Raw genomic sequence first — 19,921 nt, forward strand, 5'->3', positions numbered from 1 at the left:
GGTCAAGCAACGAATGGACAATTCGAACGGCAAGATGTCAAGGCCTATTCCCAACAGGAAAGCTATATGCCTACCTCGGCTCGACCGTTGCCGCGACAGCACCGGCATCGATGCAGCGCCACGCCCCAAACCGACTTCACGATCGCGCCGGAGATCGATGCAATGAGCCGTGTCCCGAGATTGGCTTCAAGTTCGGCGACGTTCTTGCTGATCGCGAAAGCAGAGAGACCGAGCCGTTGTCTGGTTGCATTGGTTTAGCTCCGCCATGTAAGGAACTCGGAAGCCGGAGGCCGCACGCTAATGTTGGACAACTACGAGCTGGACCGGCTTGGCGTGATCCACCAGATCGACTTCACCCCGATCCAGTACGACAAGAAGTACATTTCCTACTACGAGGACCTGAGTGACCGGACCATCAAGCTCGGATATCAGCGACTTGGCTGGGTGCTGGGAATAACCGGCGAGATTCCTCGGTCCGTGCTGGAGATTGGATATGGCACGGGCACATTCATCGAAGCCGCGAAAATAGCCGGGGTCGCCGACTGCGCCGGCTGCGACATAACCAGATTTCCGCTGCCCAAGAACGTCCGCTTTGTCGAGTGGGATGAGGCGCTCTCCAGCTCGTGGGATCTCGTCGCCATGTTCGACGTGCTTGAGCACATCCCGGATCTGGGTTTTCTCACCGGTCTTCAGACCCGCTACCTGGCCATCGCCGTCCCTTATTGCCGCTGGCGCGAGCTCGGCACGGAAGGTGACGCGTGGTTCCGGACGTGGCGTATGCGTCTTCCCAACGAGCACCTGCACCACTTCGATCGTGATTCGCTGGTGGCACTCCTCGCACATGCCGGCTTCGAGTGCCTGACGCTGAACTGCTTCGAGGATGGGATCAGACTGCGGCCCGGCGAAGTGGGTCCGAATATTCTGTCCGGATTCTTTAGAAAACTATAGATCTCGATCAAATTCATGCGACTGCTTGGACCTGGGGCATCGCGACAATCGCCCTGTCGGAACGGGTGAGCACAGCTTTGGGCAAATCGTGATGCGCGCATTCTTTCGATTGGTTGCCGTTGTGATCGTGGTGTCCGGCATGGCCGGTTGCACCAGCATTTCCTACTACGCGCAATCCGTGGAGGGTCATCTGCAGATCATGACGACACGCAAGGATGTCGCAAAACTGATCGAGGATCCTTCGACGCCGAAGGCATTGCGCGCCCGAATGGCATCGGCGAGCGCCATACGACAGTTCGCAACAGATGAACTGGCGCTGCCCGACAACAACAGCTACCGCAGCTACGTTGATATCGGTCGGGACTCGGTGACATGGGCCGTCTTCGCCGCGCCGGAATTCTCGCTGACGCCGCGAACATGGTGTTTTCCCGTTTTCGGCTGCGTTCCCTACCGGGGATATTTCTCCAGGAAGTCCGCGACTGAAACCGCTGTCGAACTTCAAGGACAGGGCATGGACGTCTATGTGACGGGCATCACTGCTTATTCCACGCTTGGCTGGTCAAGTGATCCGCTGCTAAGCACGATGTTCGGCGAGGATGAAACCTATCTTGCAGGGTTGGTTTTTCATGAACTCGCCCACCAGCGCGTCTACGTGAACGGCGATTCCGCATTCAATGAGGCGTTCGCTGTCGCCGTCGAAACAACCGGTGTGAGAAAATGGCTGCGCGCGGCTGGCGATACCGCCGCATTGCGCCGTTACGAAGCCGCCCGGAGGCGCAAAGCTGAATTTCTTGCGCTTGTCTCCCAGACCCGGAACGAGTTGACGCAAGTCTATTCCAACTCCGGTAACTCGGAGCAAAAGCTGGCCGCAAAGACGGCTGCGATTGAACGGCTGCGGATGCGCTACCGACAGATGCGCGACAGACGTTGGGGTCGATACCGGGGATACGATGCCTGGTTCGCTTCCCCAATCAACAACGCAAAGCTCGCCGCGACTGCAGTGTACGGTGAACAGGTTCCGGCGTTTCTGCACTTGTTCGATTTGTGTTCGGGCAACTATGTCAGGTTCTATACATCGGTCCGACGGATTGGCGCGCTGGACGAAGCTCACCGTGCCGAAGCACTTGCGGCGGCGGATAGCTGTTATTGAGCCGGTCAGATGTGAAGGTCCGAACCGTCTCAGCCTGTGAGGCGCGCACGAAACAAGGTGCAGCCGTCCGTCAGGCGTGACCTGGAGATATCCCGGAATCCAGCCTCGGTCATCCACGCGCGATACTGACCTTCAGTGTACGATTCGCCGTGGCGATAGAGGTTCAAGAAGGTGAGATTCAAAAAGACACCCTCGGGCGGGCCGAGGCGGTCGTCATCCACGACACCCCACCCAGCAATTGCAATCTCGCCTCCTTGTGTGAGGCAACGCGCCGCGTTCAGGATCGAACTGCGCGCCTTGTCAGGCGGAAGGACCTGGACGACGGCCTTCAGGATCGCCAGATCGTGCCGACCGACCGATGGCGCGACAGTTATGTCCCCCACTTCGACAACCACGTCGTCGGCACCGTATTCCGACAGGATAGCTGGCGCGACCGCTGCGACCGTAGGGAGTTCCATCAGCGTCGCCGCAATCCGCGGCCGCTGCTCGCGAAGTCCGACCAGAATGGTCCCGGCGCCCCCGCCGATGTCGATCACCGAACCGACCGCCGAGAGGTCTATCTCCCGGGCCAGATTTCGGCCGAAAATCACCCCGCCCGGTGCGAGCATACGGCTGAAGGCCGCCGCGGACTCAGGTCCCGCTTCGGAAAAGTCGTGCAGCGCAGCCGGCCGGTTCTGTCGCAGCGAGTCTGCGGTCAAAAGGTCGGCTCCCCAGAGCTCGCGCAGGAGCGCATGATCGCCGCCGCGATAGCTCGGCTTGGACGCGTCGAGGAAGGCGGACGCTTCGGCTCCGTTTCGAAATTGACCATCCTCGACTTCGAGAAGACCGATGCTGGCGAGCGCGTAGAGGAGCCGCGACAGACGATCGGGCTCGACTTTGAGCGCGGCCCCAAGGCTGCCGGCAGTCGCGGCATCGCCACCGAGCCGGGTGAAGATGCCAAGGTCCAACCCGGCGCGAAGCGCCAAGGCGGTGGGCACCGCTGCGATCAGCTTGTCGATCCGATCAGAATCCACCATGTCACATCCCCCTCCGCGATCCAGGACAAGTCATTATTTCGAGCGACCGACACGATGACGTAACGGATATTCCTGGCAAAGTTGAACGAACCTCGGCCGTGAAAGAAGGGCTACGGCTACCCGCCCGGCCCCTGCGTGCCACCTTATCCGAGTTTCGCCAGCTTTGCGGCCTGACGAATGGCCTCGACGGCATCTGGGTTGGTCACGGGGTAGCCGGCGATGAAGCGTTCGACCGAAAACTCCGGGAACTCGGTCTGCAACCGGGCCGCTAACCCGGCCGCCTCCAAGGCCTCGCCAACCGCCGCATGCGCCAGCGCCAGGAACATGATCACATTGGGAGAATCCAGCGCTCCCCTGCGTAGCGATGCGATGGCCTCACGATGCCTGCCGGCGGCGAACTGGATGCGGCCCTGCATGCGGAAATACCAAGACGGCGCCAGCGGATTCAGGAGCATGGCGCGCTCGATGAGCGGCATCGCTTCGGCCGGATCGCCAGCAACCAGCGCCTTGCTGCCGGCCAGCAGCGCCAGCGTGTCGGCGTGATTGGAGCCATATTCGAAGGCGCGGCGATACGCGCGCTCCGCTCCTTCGAAGTCGCCGAGACATCCCCTGAGATCACCAAGGCAATTGCAGGCAGCACTGTCCATCGGATCAAGCAACATCGCGTTTTCAACCGATGCCCGCCACTTCTCGATCGAGCCCTGCGCATCGTCGCTGAAGCCCTGGCAGGCCTCCATCGAATAGGCATAGGCAAGCTGGGTCCAGGCCCTGACCAAGGTGGGGTCAAGCTCCAGCGCGCGTGAAAACAGGCGAATCGCTTCGGCAATGCCGGCGCGGCTAAAGGTGTCTTGCCGTTCAACACCAAGCAGATAAAGATCATAGGCGCGCAGACTAGCGGGCGGCTTGCGGCGGATCGCATTGCGGCCGACCGTGGCGAGCGCTCCGTGGCTGCCGGCGATCACGTTGATGACGCTCTCGGTCAGACTATCCTGCAGCGTGAAAATGTCCTCGACGGGGCGGTCATAGCGCTCGCTCCACAGGCTGACGCCGTTGCCTGCGTCGGCAAGCTCGATCGTTAGCCTGACCCGCCGGTCGTCGGCGCGCAGCTGGCCCGAGACGATATACGTGGCGCCCAGCGCCTTGCCATCGGCAACGAAATCGGCGGGTGCGCTGCCGAGCGACTTCATGGTGTGGAAGGCGATGACCGGCAGATCGGCATAGCGCGCGAGATCGATGCTGATGTCCGACGACAGGCCGTCGGCGAAGCGGCGCCAGCGTTCCTCGCCGCTCAGGCATTCGATCGGAAACATGGCGAGCACCGGCGAGGCATCGGCCAGCGAGGGTGCCAGCACGGCGCGTGCGGCGCCATTGATGTGCGAGGCAAGCGCGATCTTGTTGTTGACGCCGAGCTTCTCGTAAATCGCGGCGAGATGGGTGCGGACGGTCGACGGCGCGATGAACAGCGCCTCGCCGATCTCGCGATAGGTCAGGCCCGAGGCAAATCTTTCCGCCACCGCGCGCTCGCGGCCCGATAGCGCGTCAGCCGGTGAAGACGTCGCGGGGCGGTCCATAAAGGTCCCTGTCATCGGATCGGCATGGTTTCAACTGCTACCACAGCAAAATACTACAAATGCAGGACGCGAAACACTGCATCTGACCGATGGCGCGTTCCCTCGCCGAGGCTCACGTTCCCAGCATACCCCCGCAGACCGGGCCATTGATATCGAGGATCGCACCCATGAGAACGATTCTAACCAACCTATCCGATGTCTACGGCGCGATGCGCCTCAACCCCAGCGAACGGCAATCGAAGGCGGCCGGACACACGCAGAACCGGCCCAGTTTGAAAGGCCTGATCAAGGCGTGGCGCGGTCGTGCCTACTTCCGGCACGAGCTGGCACGTATGGCGATGGATCTGCCGGAGCTCATCGACGACATCGGGCTGACCATGAAACAGGTGGAAGCCGAGATCGCGAAGCCGTTCTGGCGGGAATGATTTTTGGCGCGCACGCGCCTCACCGTCAGTACCCCTTCAGGCCGAACTGCGCAGCATCAGACCGTCAGTGCACAGCGCCCGTCGCGAAAGCGAACCGTTCCTTATGGGGCTTCGTAGAGTTCCAGCGGCAATCCATCTGGGTCTCTGAAAAAGGTAAACCGTTGGTCTGTATATGGGTCGATCCGGATTGGCTCAACGGCAACGCCTGCGGCTTCCAGGCGCATAATTACGGGATCAAGATTCGCCACGGCAAATGCCAGATGTCTCAGGCCTGTCGCCTCTGGATGGGACGGCCGCATCGCTGGGTCGGGAAAGGAGAATAATTCCAACTGGGCGAAGCCGATCCGCAGGTCGGCCTTCCATGACTGCCGCTCCTCCCGAAAGACCTCCCGGATCAGATCGAGACCGAGGAGTTCGACATAGAACCGTCGCGACCGGTCGTAGTCTGTACAGATGAGCGCTACGTGGTGAATGGCATTCAGCATGCTTGGAACTCTAGCCAAGCCGGGCTTTCGGACCAAGGTTCACGTTCGGGTGCCGGGATATTTTATCATATCGCCGTTCGCGCAACATCTGCCGAAGGTGAAAGTATGGCAGCTTCCAGGACTCAGCGCGCCGGCACCCGCTTCTCAAGCCTCCGCGCGTATTGCGTCAGCGGAAAGCACATGACGAAGAAGATCAGCGCCACCAGGCCATAGACCTTGAACGGTTCGAAGGTCGCGTTGTTGATGGCGTTGGAGGTCCTGACCAGTTCCTCGAAGCCGATGATCGAGGTCAGCGCCGTCGACTTGATCAGCTGGACCAGGAAGCCGACCGTCGGCGCACGGGTGATCGAAAACGCCTGCGGCAGGATGATCAGCCTCAGTTCCTGCAGATAATGCAGGCCGAGGCTGGCGCCGGCGTCCCATTGGCCCAATGGCAGCGCGGCGACGCCGGAGCGCCAGATTTCGGCGAGATAGGCGCTGGCGAAGAAGGTGAGGCCGAGCACCGCCGCCGTCCATGGCTCGATGCGCAGGCCGAGCATCGGCAGGCCGAAGAACATCAGGAACAGCTGCATCAGAAGCGGCGTCCCCTGGAACAGGGCGATGTAGCCGGAGGCGATGCGCCGGCTCCATTTGTTTTTGGCGATCCTGAAGAACAACACGATCAGCCCGACGATGCCGCCGCCAACGAAGGCGGCAAGCGATAGCAGCACCGTCCAGCGGGCGGCGAGCAGCAGGTTGCGCACGATGTCCCAAAAGGTGAATTCGATCATGACACGCCAGCCCCGAGCGCACGGCGCCCGCCCGTGACCAACAGCCGGCGCAAGGCCATCGACAGGACGAGATAGACCAGCGTCACGACGAAATAGGTCTCGAAGGAGCGGAAGGTGCGCGCCTGCAGCATGTCGGCCTCATAGGTCAGTTCGCGCACCGCGATCTGCGACACCACGGCCGACTCCAGCATCATGATGACGATCTGGCTGGTCAGCGCCGGAAAGATCACCTTGAGCGCCTGCGGCAGCACGATCTTGATGAACACCTGGCGTGGCCTCAAGCCTAGTGCCAGGGCTGCTTCCGTCTGTCCGCCGGGCACGGCGTCAAGCCCGGCGCCGACGATCTCGATGGTGTAGGCCGCCATATTGAGCGTCATCGCCAGCATGGCGGCCAGCACCGGATCGAGCCGGATGCCGAGGCTGGGCAGCCCGAAGAAGATGAAGAACAGCTGCACCAGAAACGGCGTGTTGCGGATGATTTCGACATACCAGGCGATTGCCCGCTTGAGCAGCACCGGGCCATTTCGGCCTCCGGCGGCGCCCAGGATGCTGAGGAACGTTCCCGCGAGCGTGGTCACGGCGATCAACAGAATCGTCGTGAGTGCTCCGCGCGCGATGTCGCCGACAGCACCTGGAAGCCAGGCAAAGGCCACGGAAACTCAATCCTTGAGGTTGTCGGGGTTGAGCGGCGTCTTCAGCCAGGCTTTGGAGCTTTCGTCCAGCTTGCCGTCGGCCAGCATCTTGGCGACGGCATCGTTGACCGCCTTCTTCAGGCTGTCCTCGTTCTTGTTGAGGCCGATATGCGAAGGCGAGGTCAGAAGCTGAAACTTCTGCTCCGGCTTCAGCGCGTCCTGCTTGGCCAGCACCTGCGCGCCGACATCGTTGCCGACGACCATCAATTGCGTCTGGCCTGAGATGAAGGCCTGGATCACCGAATTGTAGTTGTCGAAGCGCTTGATATCGGCCGACGCGGGTGACGCCTCGGTGAGCGAGGTGTCTTCGAGCGTGCCGCGGTTGACGGCGATCGACTTGTCGGCAAGGTCTTCCTTGCCCTTGACCGCAAGTGCTGCCGGACCGATCACGGCGATGTAGTAGGGCGCGTAGGCGGCGGCGAAGTCGATGACCTGCTCGCGTTCCTTCGAATAGCCGACGCTCATGAGGATGTCGACGCGGTGGTCGTTCAAATACGGGATGCGGTTCTGGCCGGTGACGGCGACGGGATTGAGCTTCACCTTGAGCGTATCGGCAATGTATTGCGCGACATCCATGTCATAGCCCTTGAGGCTCATGTCGGCGCTGGCCGAGGAGAAGGGCGGGAAGTCGGCGAAGACGCCGACATTGATGGCGCCGGCCTTGGTGATGTCTGCCAGCGCATCGGCGCTGGCGGCCTGAATTGAAAGGCCGAAACCGGCTGTGCCAAGCATCAGCACGGCAGCGATGGATGTGAATGTCCTGCGGATCGTCATTGTTATTCCCCTGTCTGGAAGCTTTGTTTGTTTGATACGGCCGCCGGCTCCAGCGCGGCGGCCGCCTTTGCTTCTGAAGTCCGTCAGGCTCCCTTGCCTGTTATCGCCGGGCTGAACACCATCAGGCTCAGGATCTCGAACAGCACCTGTGCGGCGGCATGGGCCGTGTTGGTGGTCGCGTCGTATTGCGGCGCCACCTCGACGACGTCGCCGCCGACGATGTTGAGACCTTTGAGGCCGCGCAGCAGTTCGAGCACTTCGCGCGTCGTCAGCCCGCCGACTTCCGGCGTACCGGTGCCGGGCGCGAAGGCCGGATCGACGCTGTCGATGTCGAAGGAGACATAGGTCGGGCCGTCGCCGACTATTCTGCGCGCCTTCTCGATGATGGCAGGAATGCCGAGACCGGTCACCTCCTCGGCATGGACCACGGTCATGCCGGACTCGTAGGTGAACTCCCACAGATACTCGGCCGAGCCGCGGATGCCGATCTGGATGGTGCGCGTCGGATCGAGCACGCCGTCGAGCACCGCGTTGCGGAACGGCCCGCCATGGTGGAATTTGGTCATGTCGAACAGGCCGCTGGTGTCGCAATGGGCGTCGATATGGATCAACCCGACCGGCGCCTTCTTGCCGACGGCCTTCAGGATCGGATGGCTGATCGAATGATCGCCACCGATCGACAGCGGGATGACGCCGGCATCGACGATCTGGTTGGTGCGGCGCTCGATATCCTCATGGCTGATCTCCAGCCGGTAGCGGCTGCGGAACGGCGTATCGCCGATGTCGGCGACCCTGAGCTCATGCGTCGGCGCGCATTCCAGCACGTGATTGTAGGGGCCGATGCGCTCGATGGCGCGCAGCGCCCTTGGCCCGAAACGCGAGCCCGGCCGGTTGGTGACACCGAGGTCCATCGGCACGCCGATCATCGCCACCTGAAGGTCGCCGAAATCCGGATTGTCAGCCGCTATTTCGCGGTAGGGCGCGGCAAGGAAGGTCGGGATGCCGGAATAGGGCGCGAGCCGCGTGCCGGTCTTGGAAAAGATCTTGTCGGCGACCTTGCAGAACTTCGGGTCGAACATCTCGCCGCCATGGCTCTCGCCATATTTGCGACGCAACGCGTCGAGCTTGCCGCGATCGTAACCCATATCCGCTCCTCCTGGGCTGATGCAGTGCCGCCGGTGACGCCAGCGAACCGACCGTCATCCGGCCGGGCCGCTGTCCCGCTGGCTGCCTGCAGATTTCACGTCTTGATGCTGTTCCGGGCTCAAGTGTCTGGCAGCGGCATTGAAAAATCAATTGATATTGTTAGGGTGTTTCCTGTGAGAAAATCTCACAACAAAGTTGATACCCATGGCCAAACGCCTGCCTCCGCTGAATCCGCTGCGCGCCTTCGAGGCGACGGCCCGGCATGGCTCGCTGACCAAGGCGGCGAGTGAGCTGAACGTCACGCATGGCGCCATCAGCCACCAGATCAAGGCTCTCGAGCAGTCGCTCAGTGTCAAGCTGTTCGAGCGTGTCGGCCAGCGGGTCAAACTGACACCGCATGGCGCCGAACTTCTGCCGGCGGTATCGAGCGCCTTCGACAGCATCGCCGCCGCCACCCAGCGCATGACAAGGCCGGCGAGCAGCGGCACGCTTTCGGTCTCCTGCGTGCCGGCGCTGCTGTTGCTGTGGATGACCCCGCGGCTCGGCAGTTTCATGGCGCAATATCCCGACATAAGGCTGACGCTTATCCCCTCCAACGACCCCAAGGATTTGCGGGCGCCGCATATCGATGTCTGCGTGCATTATGGCGACGGCAGCTGGACCGATTGCTGGATGCGCAAATGGTCGGGCCTCGAACTGTTTCCCGTAGTCAGCCCGACCTTGATCAACAACCGCCCGATCCGCAGCGTGCGCGACCTCGCCGATCACGTCTTCCTGCATGGCGACGACGGCCGCGAATGGCACACCTGGCTGGCGGCCGCCGATGCGCTGGACCTGGAGAGGGGCCGCCGCCATCATCTCGGCGATGCGCGCATGGCGACCGAGGCGGCAGTGCATGGCCATGGCGTGGCGTTGGGCGATTCGGTGACGGCAAGCGCGCTGCTGGCCAGGGGCATGCTGGTGGCGCCGTTCAGCCTGTCGGTGCCGGCGGTCGACGATTTCTATGTCGTCTGCCGCAACGAGATGAGAGCGACGCCGATCGTGCAGGTGTTCATCGACTGGCTGTTCGCCGAGAAGGCGCAGGACGACGGCCGCGCCGACGCCCCGGTGGCGGGCCGCATCGTCAGCCGCCGAAAGCGTCCGGCGCTCAGGGTCATCGGCGCCAAAACCGGGAGCTGACACCGGGCCTTCGGCTTGCGGCCGCCGTCAGTGGTCTTTCCGTCGCATGCAGGGTTTTCTTTTTGTCGGGCCAGCCTGAAACCGGGCAGCGTTTTGGCCAATTCGATGCTATGAGGCCTGTCGCGGTTGTGGATAGCAGGCAGCGAAGGCGGTGTTGAAACATGGCTAAGACCGATATTGCGCGGCGGGTCTACAACCACACCTGGAAGCTCGATCCGATCGTGCGCAGCCTGCTCGACACGGATTTCTACAAGCTTTTGATGCTGCAGATGATCTGGGGCATGTATCCCAAGGTCGACACCACCTTCTCGCTGATCAACCGCACAACTTCGGTGCGGCTTGCCGATGAGATCGATGAAGGCGAACTGCGCGAGCAGCTCGACCATGCCCGCACGCTGCGGTTCTCCAAGAAGGAGATGATCTGGCTCGGCGGTAACAATTTCTACGGCCGCAAGCAGATCTTCGAACCGGAATTCCTCGCCTGGCTGGAAGGCTTCCGGCTGCCCGAATACGAGCTGTCCAAGCGCGACGGCCAGTATGAACTGACCTTCAGCGGGCCGTGGATGTACACGACGCTGTGGGAGATCCCGGCGCTGGCGATCATCAACGAACTCCGATCTCGCGCCGCCATGCGGGCGTTCGGACCGTTCGCGCTCGACGTGCTCTATGCCCGCGCCAAGGCCAAGATGTGGGCCAAGACCGAGCGGCTGAAGGCATTGCCCGGCATCCGCATCTCGGACTTCGGCACGCGCCGGCGGCATTCCTTCCTGTGGCAGCGCTGGTGCGTCGAAGCGCTGAAGGAAGGCATCGGCGAGGCGTTCACCGGCACCTCCAACGTGCTTCTGGCCATGGACAACGACCTCGAAGCGCTCGGCACCAACGCACATGAACTGCCGATGGTGTTTGCCGCCCTCGCCAATTCGGAAAAAGAGCTGAAACAATCGCCCTACAAAGTGCTGCAGGACTGGCAGCGCTACTATGGCGGCAATCTGCTGATCGTGCTGCCCGATGCCTTCGGCACGGCGTCCTTCCTGCGCGATGCGCCGGACTGGGTGGCCGACTGGACGGGTTTTCGGCCCGACAGCGCGCCGCCGATCGAAGGCGGCGAAAAAATCCTGTCCTGGTGGCGCGACAAGGGCAAGGATCCCAAGCAGAAATTGCTGATCTTCTCCGACGGGCTCGAGGTCGAAACCATCGAGGAGACCTACCGCCATTTCAAGGGCAAGGTGCGCATGTCCTTCGGCTGGGGCACCAACCTCACCAACGACTTCGAAGGCTGCGCGCCGACGGAGACCAACAGCCTGGACGCCATATCGCTGGTCTGCAAGGTCACCGAGGCCAATGGCAGGCCGGCGGTGAAGCTCTCCGACAACCCGGCCAAGGCGACGGGCGACGAGAAAGAGATCGAGCGGTATATCAGGATTTTCGGGGAAAAGGACCGCGTGGAGCAACTGGTCAAGGTGTGAGAGGTGACCACGCCAGCCAAGATGGCAATCTTGGATAGGATGAGTTCCTTCGCGCCCCCCTCTGTCCTGCCGGACATCTCCCCCACAAGGGGGGAGATTGGATTTCATCCTCACTTTCGCCAATTTTCAACGTCGCAAGAAGGGCGCCAATCGCGCGAACTGCCAATCTCCCCACCTGTGGGGGAGATGTCCGGCAGGACAGAGGGGGGCGCCGTAGGGTGCCGTCGTCAAGGGTTAGCTCTCGCCATTGCTGCATCTGCCCTCCTCCCCACCCCCGCCTTCGCCCACGCCTCCGACCGAGGCCACGTCCTGCTCCTGCCGACCGGCTACTATCTGATCGGCGGCGCCTTCGCCGTTGCCGTCAGCTTCCTCGTCCTGGCGCTGTTGCCGGCGGATTCGCTCGATCGCTTCTGGCGCCGCCGCCTGCCGTTATTCGCTCTCGGCGACGCCGCCCACACCACCATCAGCCTGATATCCTTTGCCGGCTTTGCAATCCTCATTACCGCGGGCCTTTTCGGCAGCCGCGACCCACTCTCCAACCCACTGCCTTTGGTGATCTGGACCCTGCTGTGGGCCGGCGTCACCTTGCTGCAAGGTGTCTTCGGCGACCTCTGGTCATGGCTGAACCCTTGGGTTGGCCCGTGGCGTCTCGTCTCGCGCCTGTTCGGTGAAGGAAGATGGCGTCTGCCGCGATGGATCGGCTGCTGGCCGGCTGTCCTCTTGTTCTTCGCCTTTGCCTGGTTCGAACTCATCGATCCGGCGCCCGACGACCCGGCGCGGCTGGCCTTGGCCGCCGGCCTCTACTGGCTGTTCACTTTCCTGGCCATGCTAGCGTTCGGCTATCGCGCCTGGAGCCGCTGCGGCGAATTCCTGACGGTCTTCTTTTCGATGGTGGCGCGTTTCGCCGTCGTCGAGCGCAACGAAGACGGCCGGCTTGCACTTTGCTGGCCGGGCGCCAAACTGCTCGCTGCGGAGCCGCTACCAACCAGCGGCATCGCCTTCCTGCTGCTGGCCCTGTCGTCGGTGTCCTTCGACGGCCTGTCGAAAACCTTCTTCTGGCTCGGCCTGTTCGGCATCAACCCGCTCGAATTCCCTGGCCGCAGCGCGGTGATCGGCAGCGGCACGCTCGGGCTCGTCCTGACATTCGTGCTGCTGGCGGCGGTGTTCCTGCTCGCCGTCTGGCTTGGCCAGCGTCTTGCCAGCAGCGATCACGCCCTCGGCCAGGCCTCCGGCCTGCTGGTGTGGTCGATCGTGCCGATCGCACTCGCCTATCATGTCGCGCATTACCTGACGGCGCTGCTCGTCGACGGCCAATATGCGCTTGCTGCACTGTCCGACCCGTTCGCGCTGGGCTGGAACCTGTTCGGCACCGCCGACATGCAGGTCGAGGCCGGCATCGTTGCCGGGGCGGACTCGGCGTGGTGGCTGTGGAATGTCCAGGCCGGCGCCATCATATCAGGCCATGTGCTGGCCGTCCTCGTCGCCCACGGCTTCGCTTGGCGCCTGCACCCGCAGCCTTCCCGAGCGGCACTCAGCCAGTTCCCGCTTACCTTGCTGATGATCGCCTACACCGTCTTCGGCCTCTGGTTGCTTGCCACGCCGACCGGCGGATGAGAAAAGAGCGGCCTCGATATCCTTGGGGAAGCTCGCTTGCCACACCAAGGCTTTGGTGATTTAGTTTGTACACATGCAATTTTTTGCCTCCTCCGAGCGAGGATGCCGAAGCCGCCTTATCGTTGGTCAAAACTGAAAACAGGGGAACGAACATGGCTGACAAGAACGGATTTTTCGACCTCTCCAAGACTGGTCTCACCCGCCGCACGGCGCTGAAGGGTCTGGCCGCGGGCGCCGGCCTCGGCCTTGCGCCCGGCTTCGTCCGCTATTCCCAGGCGCAGATCTCGGCGCCGATCAAGATCGGCTTCCAGTCGCACCGCACCGGCATCGGCGCTGCCTATGGCCGGTGGTACGAGAAGACCACTGCTGCCGCGGTCAAGGCGATCAATGCCGCCGGCGGCATCAATGGCCGTCAGGTCGAAGTGATCATCGAGGATGACGGCACCGATCCCGGCCGTGGCGCCGAAGTTGTCGGCAAGTTCGCCACCCAGCACAAGACCGACATCGTCTTCGGCACGCTGTTCTCGCATGTCGTCATCGGCTCGGCGCCCGCCGCTGGCGAAAACAAGATGCCCTATTTCGTCGTCAGCGAAGGCCACCACGTCGCCTCGACCAAGCTGAACCGTTATGTCTTCCAGCCCGGCATCACCGACGTGAAAAGCCAGATCCAGTCGATGGCGCCGTGGATCGCGGCCAATGCCGGCAAGAAGGTGACGCAGATCTTCCCCGATTTCGCCTTCGGCTACGACCACCGCGACTACCTGCCGCCGGCGCTGAAGGCGCAGGGCGCCGAGGTCATCGCGCAGATCGCCATCCCGCCGACGGAATCGTCCTTCACCAAGTATTTCCCGCAGATCCCGGCCGAGACCGAGGTGATCTACCACGTCATGGTCGGCCCGGCCGTGCTCACCTTCGTCAAGGAGCTCGGCGAGTTCTACGGCTCGAACCGGCCGCAACTGTTCGGCTTCATCGATTCGCTCGAAGCCACCGACATCAACAGCCCCGGCCTCGAATTCCTCGACGGCAGCCACTTCTGGGAAGGCTCGCCACGCTACGCTCAGGCCGATGATTCCGAGGCGCAGAAGGCCTATCGCGCCGCTGTCGGCATCGACGACAATGGCGCCGCCGTCGGCGATCCCAAGGACGTCTCCACCGCGGCCCACATGTTCGGCTGCTGGGAAACGCTCTATGTCGTCAAGAAGGCGATGGAAGACGCCGGCTACAAGGGCCCGGAAGACCGCGCCAAGCTGGTCGAGGCGACCGAGGCGCTGACTGCATTCGCCGAAGGTCCGGAGCATCCGCAGGGACCGAAAACCTTCAACGGCAAGATCCACCAGTGCTTTGGCATCCAGAATATCTCCAAGGTCGAGGGCGGCAAACTCAAGGTCGTGCACAAGACCAAGATCGAGGACGGGCTTTACGAGGCCGAGGGGGATTATACGACGCAGGCGCTGTGAGGCGCCTTACCCCCCTTGTGGGGAGGGTCGGCGAACAGGCTTCGCATTTGCGAAGCTTGTGAGACGGGGTGGGGGCTGCGACGGCCCATGCCCCACCCCCCACCCGACCGCTTCGCGGTCACCCTCCCCACGAGGGGGAGGGTAAGGGCGCCCCTGAATGCACTTCGGTCCTCACCTCCTCCTCGCCGCCCTCGAAGGCCTCGTCACCTCAGCGGTGCTGGCGCTGACGGCGCTTGGGCTGTCGCTGGTGTTCGGCGTCATGCGGGTGGTCAATGTCGCGCATGGCGAGTTCTTCATGCTGGGCGCCGTGCTCGCCTGGGCGATCACCACGGCCATCGGCGGCCATCCTGCGCTCGGCTTCCTGGCGGCGCTGGTGATCGCGCCGCTGATCGTCGGCGCCATCGCGCTGGTCGCCGAACGGCTGGTGCTGCGCCGGCTCAACTACAATCCTGAAGCCACCATCGTTGCCACCATCGGCATGCTCTACATCATCCAGCAGCTGGCGCTGACCTTCTATGGTCCCGAGGCGCGGCCGGTGGAGCCGCCGTTCAGCTACCGCATCCTTTTGCCGTGGTTCGGCTACTCCGGCTACAAATTGTCTGTTATCGCCACTTCGGCGCTGCTGCTGATCGCGACGTGGCTGGTGCTGACGCGAACCAGGATCGGCCTCGTCATGCGCTCGACGCAGTATGACAGCGAGACAGCGCAGGCCTTCGGCATCCCCGTCGGCCGCGTCTATGCCGGCGTCTTCGCGCTTGGCGCCATGCTGGCGGCCATCGCCGCGGTGCTGATCGTGCCGATCAGCCAGGCGCATTATCTGATGGGGCAGGATCCGCTGCTGCTGTCGTTCATCGTCGTCATCATCGGCGGCCTCGGTTCGCTGCGCGGCACCGTCGTCGCCGCCGTGCTGATCGGAATGTCCGACGGCATCATCTCGATGTTCTTCTCGCCGACTTTGGCCAAGATCATCGCCACGCTGCTGGTCGCCATGGTGCTGGTGTTCCGGCCGCAAGGCCTGTTCGGGACGGCATCGCGATGAGCGAAGCTTCGCCGGCAAAGGCCTACGGCCTGCATCTCGGCGTCATCGCGCTGCTCTTCGTGCTGAGCTTCCTGCTGCCGGAGTATTATCACGGCCTGCTCGCCCGCATCATGGTGCTGGCGGTGTTCGCCACGGGCTACAACATGCTGTTCGGCTATGTCGGCCTGCTCAGCCTTGGCCATGCGATGTTCTTTGCCGCCGGGCTTTACGGCGCCGGCCTTGCCGTCATCCATCTCGGCTGGAACGTGCCGGCGGCCTTCGCCGCTGGAATTGCCTGCGGCGCCGTTCTTTCGCTGGCCATTGGTCTGCTGGCCCTGCGCACCACGGGCGTTGCCTTCATGATCGTCACCATGATGTTCGCGCAGGTGTCTTACCTGATCATCCTCTATTTCGCGACGTGGACCGGCGGCGACCAGGGCATGGTCGTGCCGCAGCCGGCGCGTATCCTCACCTTCGGTGCGACATCGCTCGATCTCACCAACCCGACCGTGCGCTACATGACGGCGCTGGCGCTGTTTTCGATCGTGCTGCTCGTCACGCTTGCTATAGTCCGCTCCAGATATGGCCGCGTTCTGGTCGCTATCCGCGAGAACGAGGAGCGGACGAAGATGCTGGGCTACGACACGTTTTCGAACAAGCTCGCCGCCGTCGTCGTCTCCGGCACCATCTGCGCGGCGTCGGGTGCTGCCTACGCGCTGCTGTTCGGCTATGTCGGATCGAGCTTCGCCTCGGTGCAATACTCGATCCTGCCGCTGCTGTGGGTGCTGCTCGGCGGCGCCGCCACCACGCTCGGGCCGCTGATCGGCACGCTGTTCATGTACTATGTCATCGACGTTAGCAGTGGCTACACATCAGCCTATCTGCTGATCGTCGGCGTTGCCCTGATCCTGCTGGTGCTGTTTTTCCCAAAAGGCATTTTGGGCAGCATTCGCCAGCGCTGGCTCGAGTGGCTGCCATGACGCCGCTTTTGACCACCAAGGGCCTGTCGCGCAATTTCGGCGGCCTGCGGGCCGTCGACAATGTCGACTTTACCTTGATGCCGGGCGAGATCCGCGCCGTCATCGGCCCCAACGGCGCCGGGAAGACCACCTTCGTCAGCATGGTCAGCGGCCGCATCCAGCCCTCTTCGGGAGCCATCATCTTCGACGGCGCCGACATCACCAACCTGCCGACCTATGTCAGGGTGCGCCAGGGCATCGCCTACACGTTCCAGATCACCAGCATCTATGCCAACCTGTCCGTTTACGCCAACGTCGCGCTGCCCGTGCAACTGACGCTGCGGCACGGCCCTTCCAAGAGCGCGATACAGGCCGCTGTCATGGCGGCACTCGAACGCACCGGCCTGGCCGACCGCGCCGACATGCCGGCCGGGCAATTGTCCTATGGCCACCAGCGCCTGCTGGAAGTGGCGATGGGCCTGGCGCTGAAGCCACGCCTGCTGATCCTCGACGAGCCGACGCAAGGCCTGGCCGACAGCGAGATCGACAATTTCATCACCCTGGTGCGCGAGATCGCCAGGGACGCAACCGTGCTCCTGATCGAGCACAACATGCCTGTCGTGATGCAGCTGGCCGACCGCATCACGGTCTTCAATGCAGGCAAGATCCTCGCCGAAGGCACGCCCGAAGCGATCCGCGAGAACGCAGCGGTGCAGGAAGCCTATCTGGGGACTTCCCCATGACCGATGCAAAGTCCGACGCGTTGGCAATCTCGGGGCTGGACTGCTTCTATGGCGAGGTCCAGGTGCTCTACCGGCTCGACCTCGTGCTGAACAAGGGCGAGGTGCTGTGCCTGTTCGGCCGCAATGGCGCCGGCAAGACGACGACGCTGAAAGCCATCATGGGGCTGGTTCCCTCAAGCGCCGGCTCGATCAAACTGGCTGGCCTAGAGTTGACAGGACTGCCGGCGCACGAGGTGCCCAAGGCCGGCGTCGCCTATGTGCCGCAGGGAAGGCGGCTGTTCGCTGAGATGACGGTGGCCGAAAATATCGAGATCGGCCTGATGGCGCGCGGCAAGGGCAAGGCGACGCGGGAAAACGTTCTCGACCTCTTTCCGCTGCTGCGTCAGCGGCTGAGGCAACGCTCCGGTACGCTGTCCGGCGGCGAACAGCAGATGCTGGCCATGGCGCGCGCGCTGTGCCTCGAACCGCAGGTGCTTTTGCTCGACGAGCCGACCGAGGGGCTGATGCCGTCGATGATCGCCAAGATCCGCGAGACGGTGTCGACGCTGCGCGGCATGGGCGTCTCGACCATCCTGGTCGAGCAACGGGTCGATGCGGTGCTTTCGGTCGCCGACCGTGTTGCCTTCATCGAAAACGGCCGCAACCGCGAGACGGTCGATGTCGAGCAATTGCGCGCCGATCCGTCGGCGGTCAGGCGCTATGTGGGAGTGGGTTGAGGCAGCCGCAATGACAGTCTGCAAACGATAGCGCCGCCCCTCATCGCCCTGCCGGGCACTTCTCCCCGTATAGAGACGGGGAGAAGGAAGCCTTCCGCAATGGTTTCGCCAGTCATCAGCGTTGCAGGAAGCGCGCCGGCGTCGCGGCCATCTCCCTTCTCCCCGTCTCTATACGGGGAGAAGGTGCCGGCAGGCGGATGAGGGGCGGCGCAAACCGCATGTGATTATTCGCCGGCTCACCCAAAGAACAGAAAACCCGCCACCAGAAACGTCGGGATCAGCACCAGGCCCGACCATGCCATATAGCCGAAAAAGCCCGGCATCTTCACGCCGCGATGTCGGGCTATGGCATAGACCATGAAGTTCGGCGCATTGCCGATATAGGTGTTGGCGCCCATGAACACCGCGCCTGCGGAGATCGCCGCCAGGGTCGAAGCGAATTCCGTCATCAGGTGCCGGGGGTCGCCGCCGGCAAGCTCGAAGAACACCAGATAGGTCGGCGCATTGTCGAGGAAGGACGACAGCGCCCCGGTCAGCCAGAAATAGGCGAGATCGTTGGGCTGGCCCGAGGGCGAACTGACAAGCGACACCAGCGGCGCCAGTGCCCCCTCATGGCTTGCCCTGAGGATGGCGATGACCGGCACGATGCAGATGAAGATGCCGGCAAACAATTTGGCCACCTCCGTTATCGGCCCCCAGTTGAAGCCGTTGGCTTCCCGGTGGCTCTTGTAGGAGAGCGGAAGCGACAGCAGGGCCAGCGCCAGGATGATGACGTCGCGCACCAGATTCTGCAGTTCGAGACTGACGCCGAACACGGAAAAGCTGACGCCCGGCTTCCAGGCCGCCGACAGCAAGATGGCGCCGATCACACCCGCCAGCAGCGGAAGGTTGGCCAGGCCGCGCAGGCGCACCGTCTTGTCCGGCGTCGGATCCTTGATCTTCGGCGCGCCAGCCTCGCGCCGGTGCAGGATGATATCGATGCCCAGGAAGACGGCCAGCACGACGCCACCGACGAAGAGCGTCTCGCGGTAGAGGTTGGCGGTCGTCCAGAAGAAGTCGACACCGCGCAGGAAGCCGACGAACAGCGGCGGGTCGCCCAAGGGCGTCAGCGAGCCGCCGATGTTGGAAACCAGGAAGATGAAGAAGATCACGACATGGGCGTTGAACGGCCTGGCGTCATTGGCGCGCAGGATCGGCCGGATCAGGATCATCGAGGCGCCGGTCGTGCCGATGACCGAGGCGAGCACAGCGCCGACCAGCAGCAGCCCGGCATTGACCAGCGGCGTGCCGTGGATGTTGCCGGAAAGTAGGATTCCGCCTGAAATCGTGTAGAGCGCAAACAGCAGGATGATGAACGACATGTATTCGGTGAGCAGCGCATGCAGCACCGCTTCGGTCGCCATGGGGACACCGAAGGCAAGCGCCAGCGGCACGATCACCAGCGCCGCCCACAGAGCCGTGATCTTGCCGTAGTGATGCTCCCAGACATGGTGGAAGAGCAGCGGACCGGTGGCGATCGACAGCAGCAGCCCGGCGAAGGGCAGCCCCCACCACAGCGACATCGCCGCGCCGGGCAGAGCGTGGTCTTCGGCGGCGAAAGCCTGTGCCGGAAACAACATCGCGAGAACGATCGTGATTGCGATCAAGACGTTCGCCGAGCAGAAGGGGATCGCGCATGAGAAAGGCCCCCTCATCCGGCCGCTACGCGGCCACCTTCTCCCCGTTGGGGAGAAGAGACGAGCGTCGACGCCAGCTCCCTCCTCTCCCCTTGGGGAGAGGTCGGATTGCCCCG

19 protein-coding genes are annotated in these 19,921 nt (G+C 63.0%); 11 read left to right on the top strand and 8 right to left on the bottom strand.

Going from position 1 to position 19,921, the window contains the following annotated elements; all coding sequences use genetic code 11:
- Positions 1-300 precede the first annotated feature (300 nt).
- Both HB777_28425 and HB777_28430 read left to right on the top strand, forming a co-directional pair.
- Positions 301-948 carry a class I SAM-dependent methyltransferase gene (locus HB777_28425; protein QND67472.1) on the top strand — a complete coding sequence of 216 codons (648 nt, stop codon included), beginning with the start codon at positions 301-303 and terminating at the stop codon, positions 946-948.
- Positions 949-1,039: 91 nt separating this feature from the next.
- A complete protein-coding gene (locus HB777_28430; GenBank protein ID QND67473.1) occupies positions 1,040-2,098 on the top strand; it encodes an aminopeptidase in 1,059 nt (352 codons plus the stop codon).
- A 29-nt stretch (positions 2,099-2,127) separates the two neighbouring features.
- Here the strand turns inward: HB777_28430 and HB777_28435 are convergent, their stop codons facing one another.
- The gene (locus tag HB777_28435; GenBank protein ID QND67474.1) at positions 2,128-3,114 is read right to left on the bottom strand and encodes a 16S rRNA methyltransferase; all 987 of its coding nucleotides are present in this window, start codon (positions 3,112-3,114) and stop codon (positions 2,128-2,130) included.
- A 143-nt stretch (positions 3,115-3,257) separates the two neighbouring features.
- Complete coding sequence (locus HB777_28440; GenBank protein QND67475.1) at positions 3,258-4,700, bottom strand: adenylate cyclase; 1,443 nt, start codon at positions 4,698-4,700, stop codon at positions 3,258-3,260.
- Positions 4,701-4,894: 194 nt separating this feature from the next.
- Here HB777_28440 and HB777_28445 point away from each other — a divergent pair, with 194 nt between their 5' ends.
- A complete protein-coding gene (locus HB777_28445) occupies positions 4,895-5,110 on the top strand; it encodes a DUF1127 domain-containing protein (protein QND68935.1) in 216 nt (71 codons plus the stop codon).
- A 101-nt stretch (positions 5,111-5,211) separates the two neighbouring features.
- Here the strand turns inward: HB777_28445 and HB777_28450 are convergent, their stop codons facing one another.
- The 5 genes from HB777_28450 to speB form a co-directional block, all read right to left on the bottom strand.
- Complete coding sequence (locus tag HB777_28450) at positions 5,212-5,595, bottom strand: VOC family protein (protein QND67476.1); 384 nt, start codon at positions 5,593-5,595, stop codon at positions 5,212-5,214.
- A 122-nt stretch (positions 5,596-5,717) separates the two neighbouring features.
- Entirely contained in the window at positions 5,718-6,365 is a 648-nt protein-coding gene (locus HB777_28455; GenBank protein QND67477.1) for an amino acid ABC transporter permease, read from the bottom strand.
- Positions 6,362-7,018, bottom strand: coding sequence for an amino acid ABC transporter permease (locus HB777_28460; protein QND67478.1), 657 nt, complete (start codon positions 7,016-7,018; stop codon positions 6,362-6,364). Before HB777_28460 ends, HB777_28455 begins: the two co-directional genes overlap by 4 nt.
- A gap of 6 nt (positions 7,019-7,024) precedes the next feature.
- On the bottom strand, positions 7,025-7,831 hold the full coding sequence (locus HB777_28465; GenBank protein ID QND67479.1) for a transporter substrate-binding domain-containing protein: 807 nt from the start codon (positions 7,829-7,831) through the stop codon (positions 7,025-7,027).
- Positions 7,832-7,914: 83 nt separating this feature from the next.
- Positions 7,915-8,976, bottom strand: coding sequence for an agmatinase (gene speB / locus HB777_28470; protein ID QND67480.1), 1,062 nt, complete (start codon positions 8,974-8,976; stop codon positions 7,915-7,917).
- A 205-nt stretch (positions 8,977-9,181) separates the two neighbouring features.
- Here speB and gcvA point away from each other — a divergent pair, with 205 nt between their 5' ends.
- From gcvA to HB777_28510, 8 genes are all read left to right on the top strand, one after another.
- The gene (gene gcvA / locus HB777_28475) at positions 9,182-10,156 is read left to right on the top strand and encodes a transcriptional regulator GcvA (GenBank protein QND67481.1); all 975 of its coding nucleotides are present in this window, start codon (positions 9,182-9,184) and stop codon (positions 10,154-10,156) included.
- Between the two features lie 161 nt (positions 10,157-10,317).
- A complete protein-coding gene (pncB, locus tag HB777_28480) occupies positions 10,318-11,622 on the top strand; it encodes a nicotinate phosphoribosyltransferase (protein ID QND67482.1) in 1,305 nt (434 codons plus the stop codon).
- A gap of 186 nt (positions 11,623-11,808) precedes the next feature.
- Complete coding sequence (locus HB777_28485; GenBank protein QND68936.1) at positions 11,809-13,236, top strand: hypothetical protein; 1,428 nt, start codon at positions 11,809-11,811, stop codon at positions 13,234-13,236.
- Between the two features lie 152 nt (positions 13,237-13,388).
- Entirely contained in the window at positions 13,389-14,693 is a 1,305-nt protein-coding gene (locus HB777_28490) for an ABC transporter substrate-binding protein (GenBank protein QND67483.1), read from the top strand.
- Positions 14,694-14,850: 157 nt separating this feature from the next.
- On the top strand, positions 14,851-15,732 hold the full coding sequence (locus HB777_28495; protein ID QND67484.1) for a branched-chain amino acid ABC transporter permease: 882 nt from the start codon (positions 14,851-14,853) through the stop codon (positions 15,730-15,732).
- Positions 15,729-16,691, top strand: a complete 963-nt coding sequence (locus HB777_28500) for a branched-chain amino acid ABC transporter permease (protein ID QND67485.1) — start codon at positions 15,729-15,731, stop codon at positions 16,689-16,691. The genes HB777_28495 and HB777_28500 overlap by 4 nt, the downstream gene beginning before the upstream one ends.
- Positions 16,688-17,413, top strand: a complete 726-nt coding sequence (locus HB777_28505; protein QND67486.1) for an ABC transporter ATP-binding protein — start codon at positions 16,688-16,690, stop codon at positions 17,411-17,413. Before HB777_28500 ends, HB777_28505 begins: the two co-directional genes overlap by 4 nt.
- On the top strand, positions 17,410-18,129 hold the full coding sequence (locus HB777_28510; protein ID QND67487.1) for an ABC transporter ATP-binding protein: 720 nt from the start codon (positions 17,410-17,412) through the stop codon (positions 18,127-18,129). Before HB777_28505 ends, HB777_28510 begins: the two co-directional genes overlap by 4 nt.
- Before the next feature lie 236 nt (positions 18,130-18,365).
- Here the strand turns inward: HB777_28510 and HB777_28515 are convergent, their stop codons facing one another.
- A complete protein-coding gene (locus HB777_28515) occupies positions 18,366-19,748 on the bottom strand; it encodes a sodium:proton antiporter (GenBank protein QND68937.1) in 1,383 nt (460 codons plus the stop codon).
- Positions 19,749-19,921 lie beyond the last annotated feature (173 nt).

Source organism: Mesorhizobium loti, from assembly GCA_014189435.1.
In the GTDB taxonomy this organism is placed as follows: Bacteria; Pseudomonadota; Alphaproteobacteria; order Rhizobiales; family Rhizobiaceae; genus Mesorhizobium; species Mesorhizobium loti_G.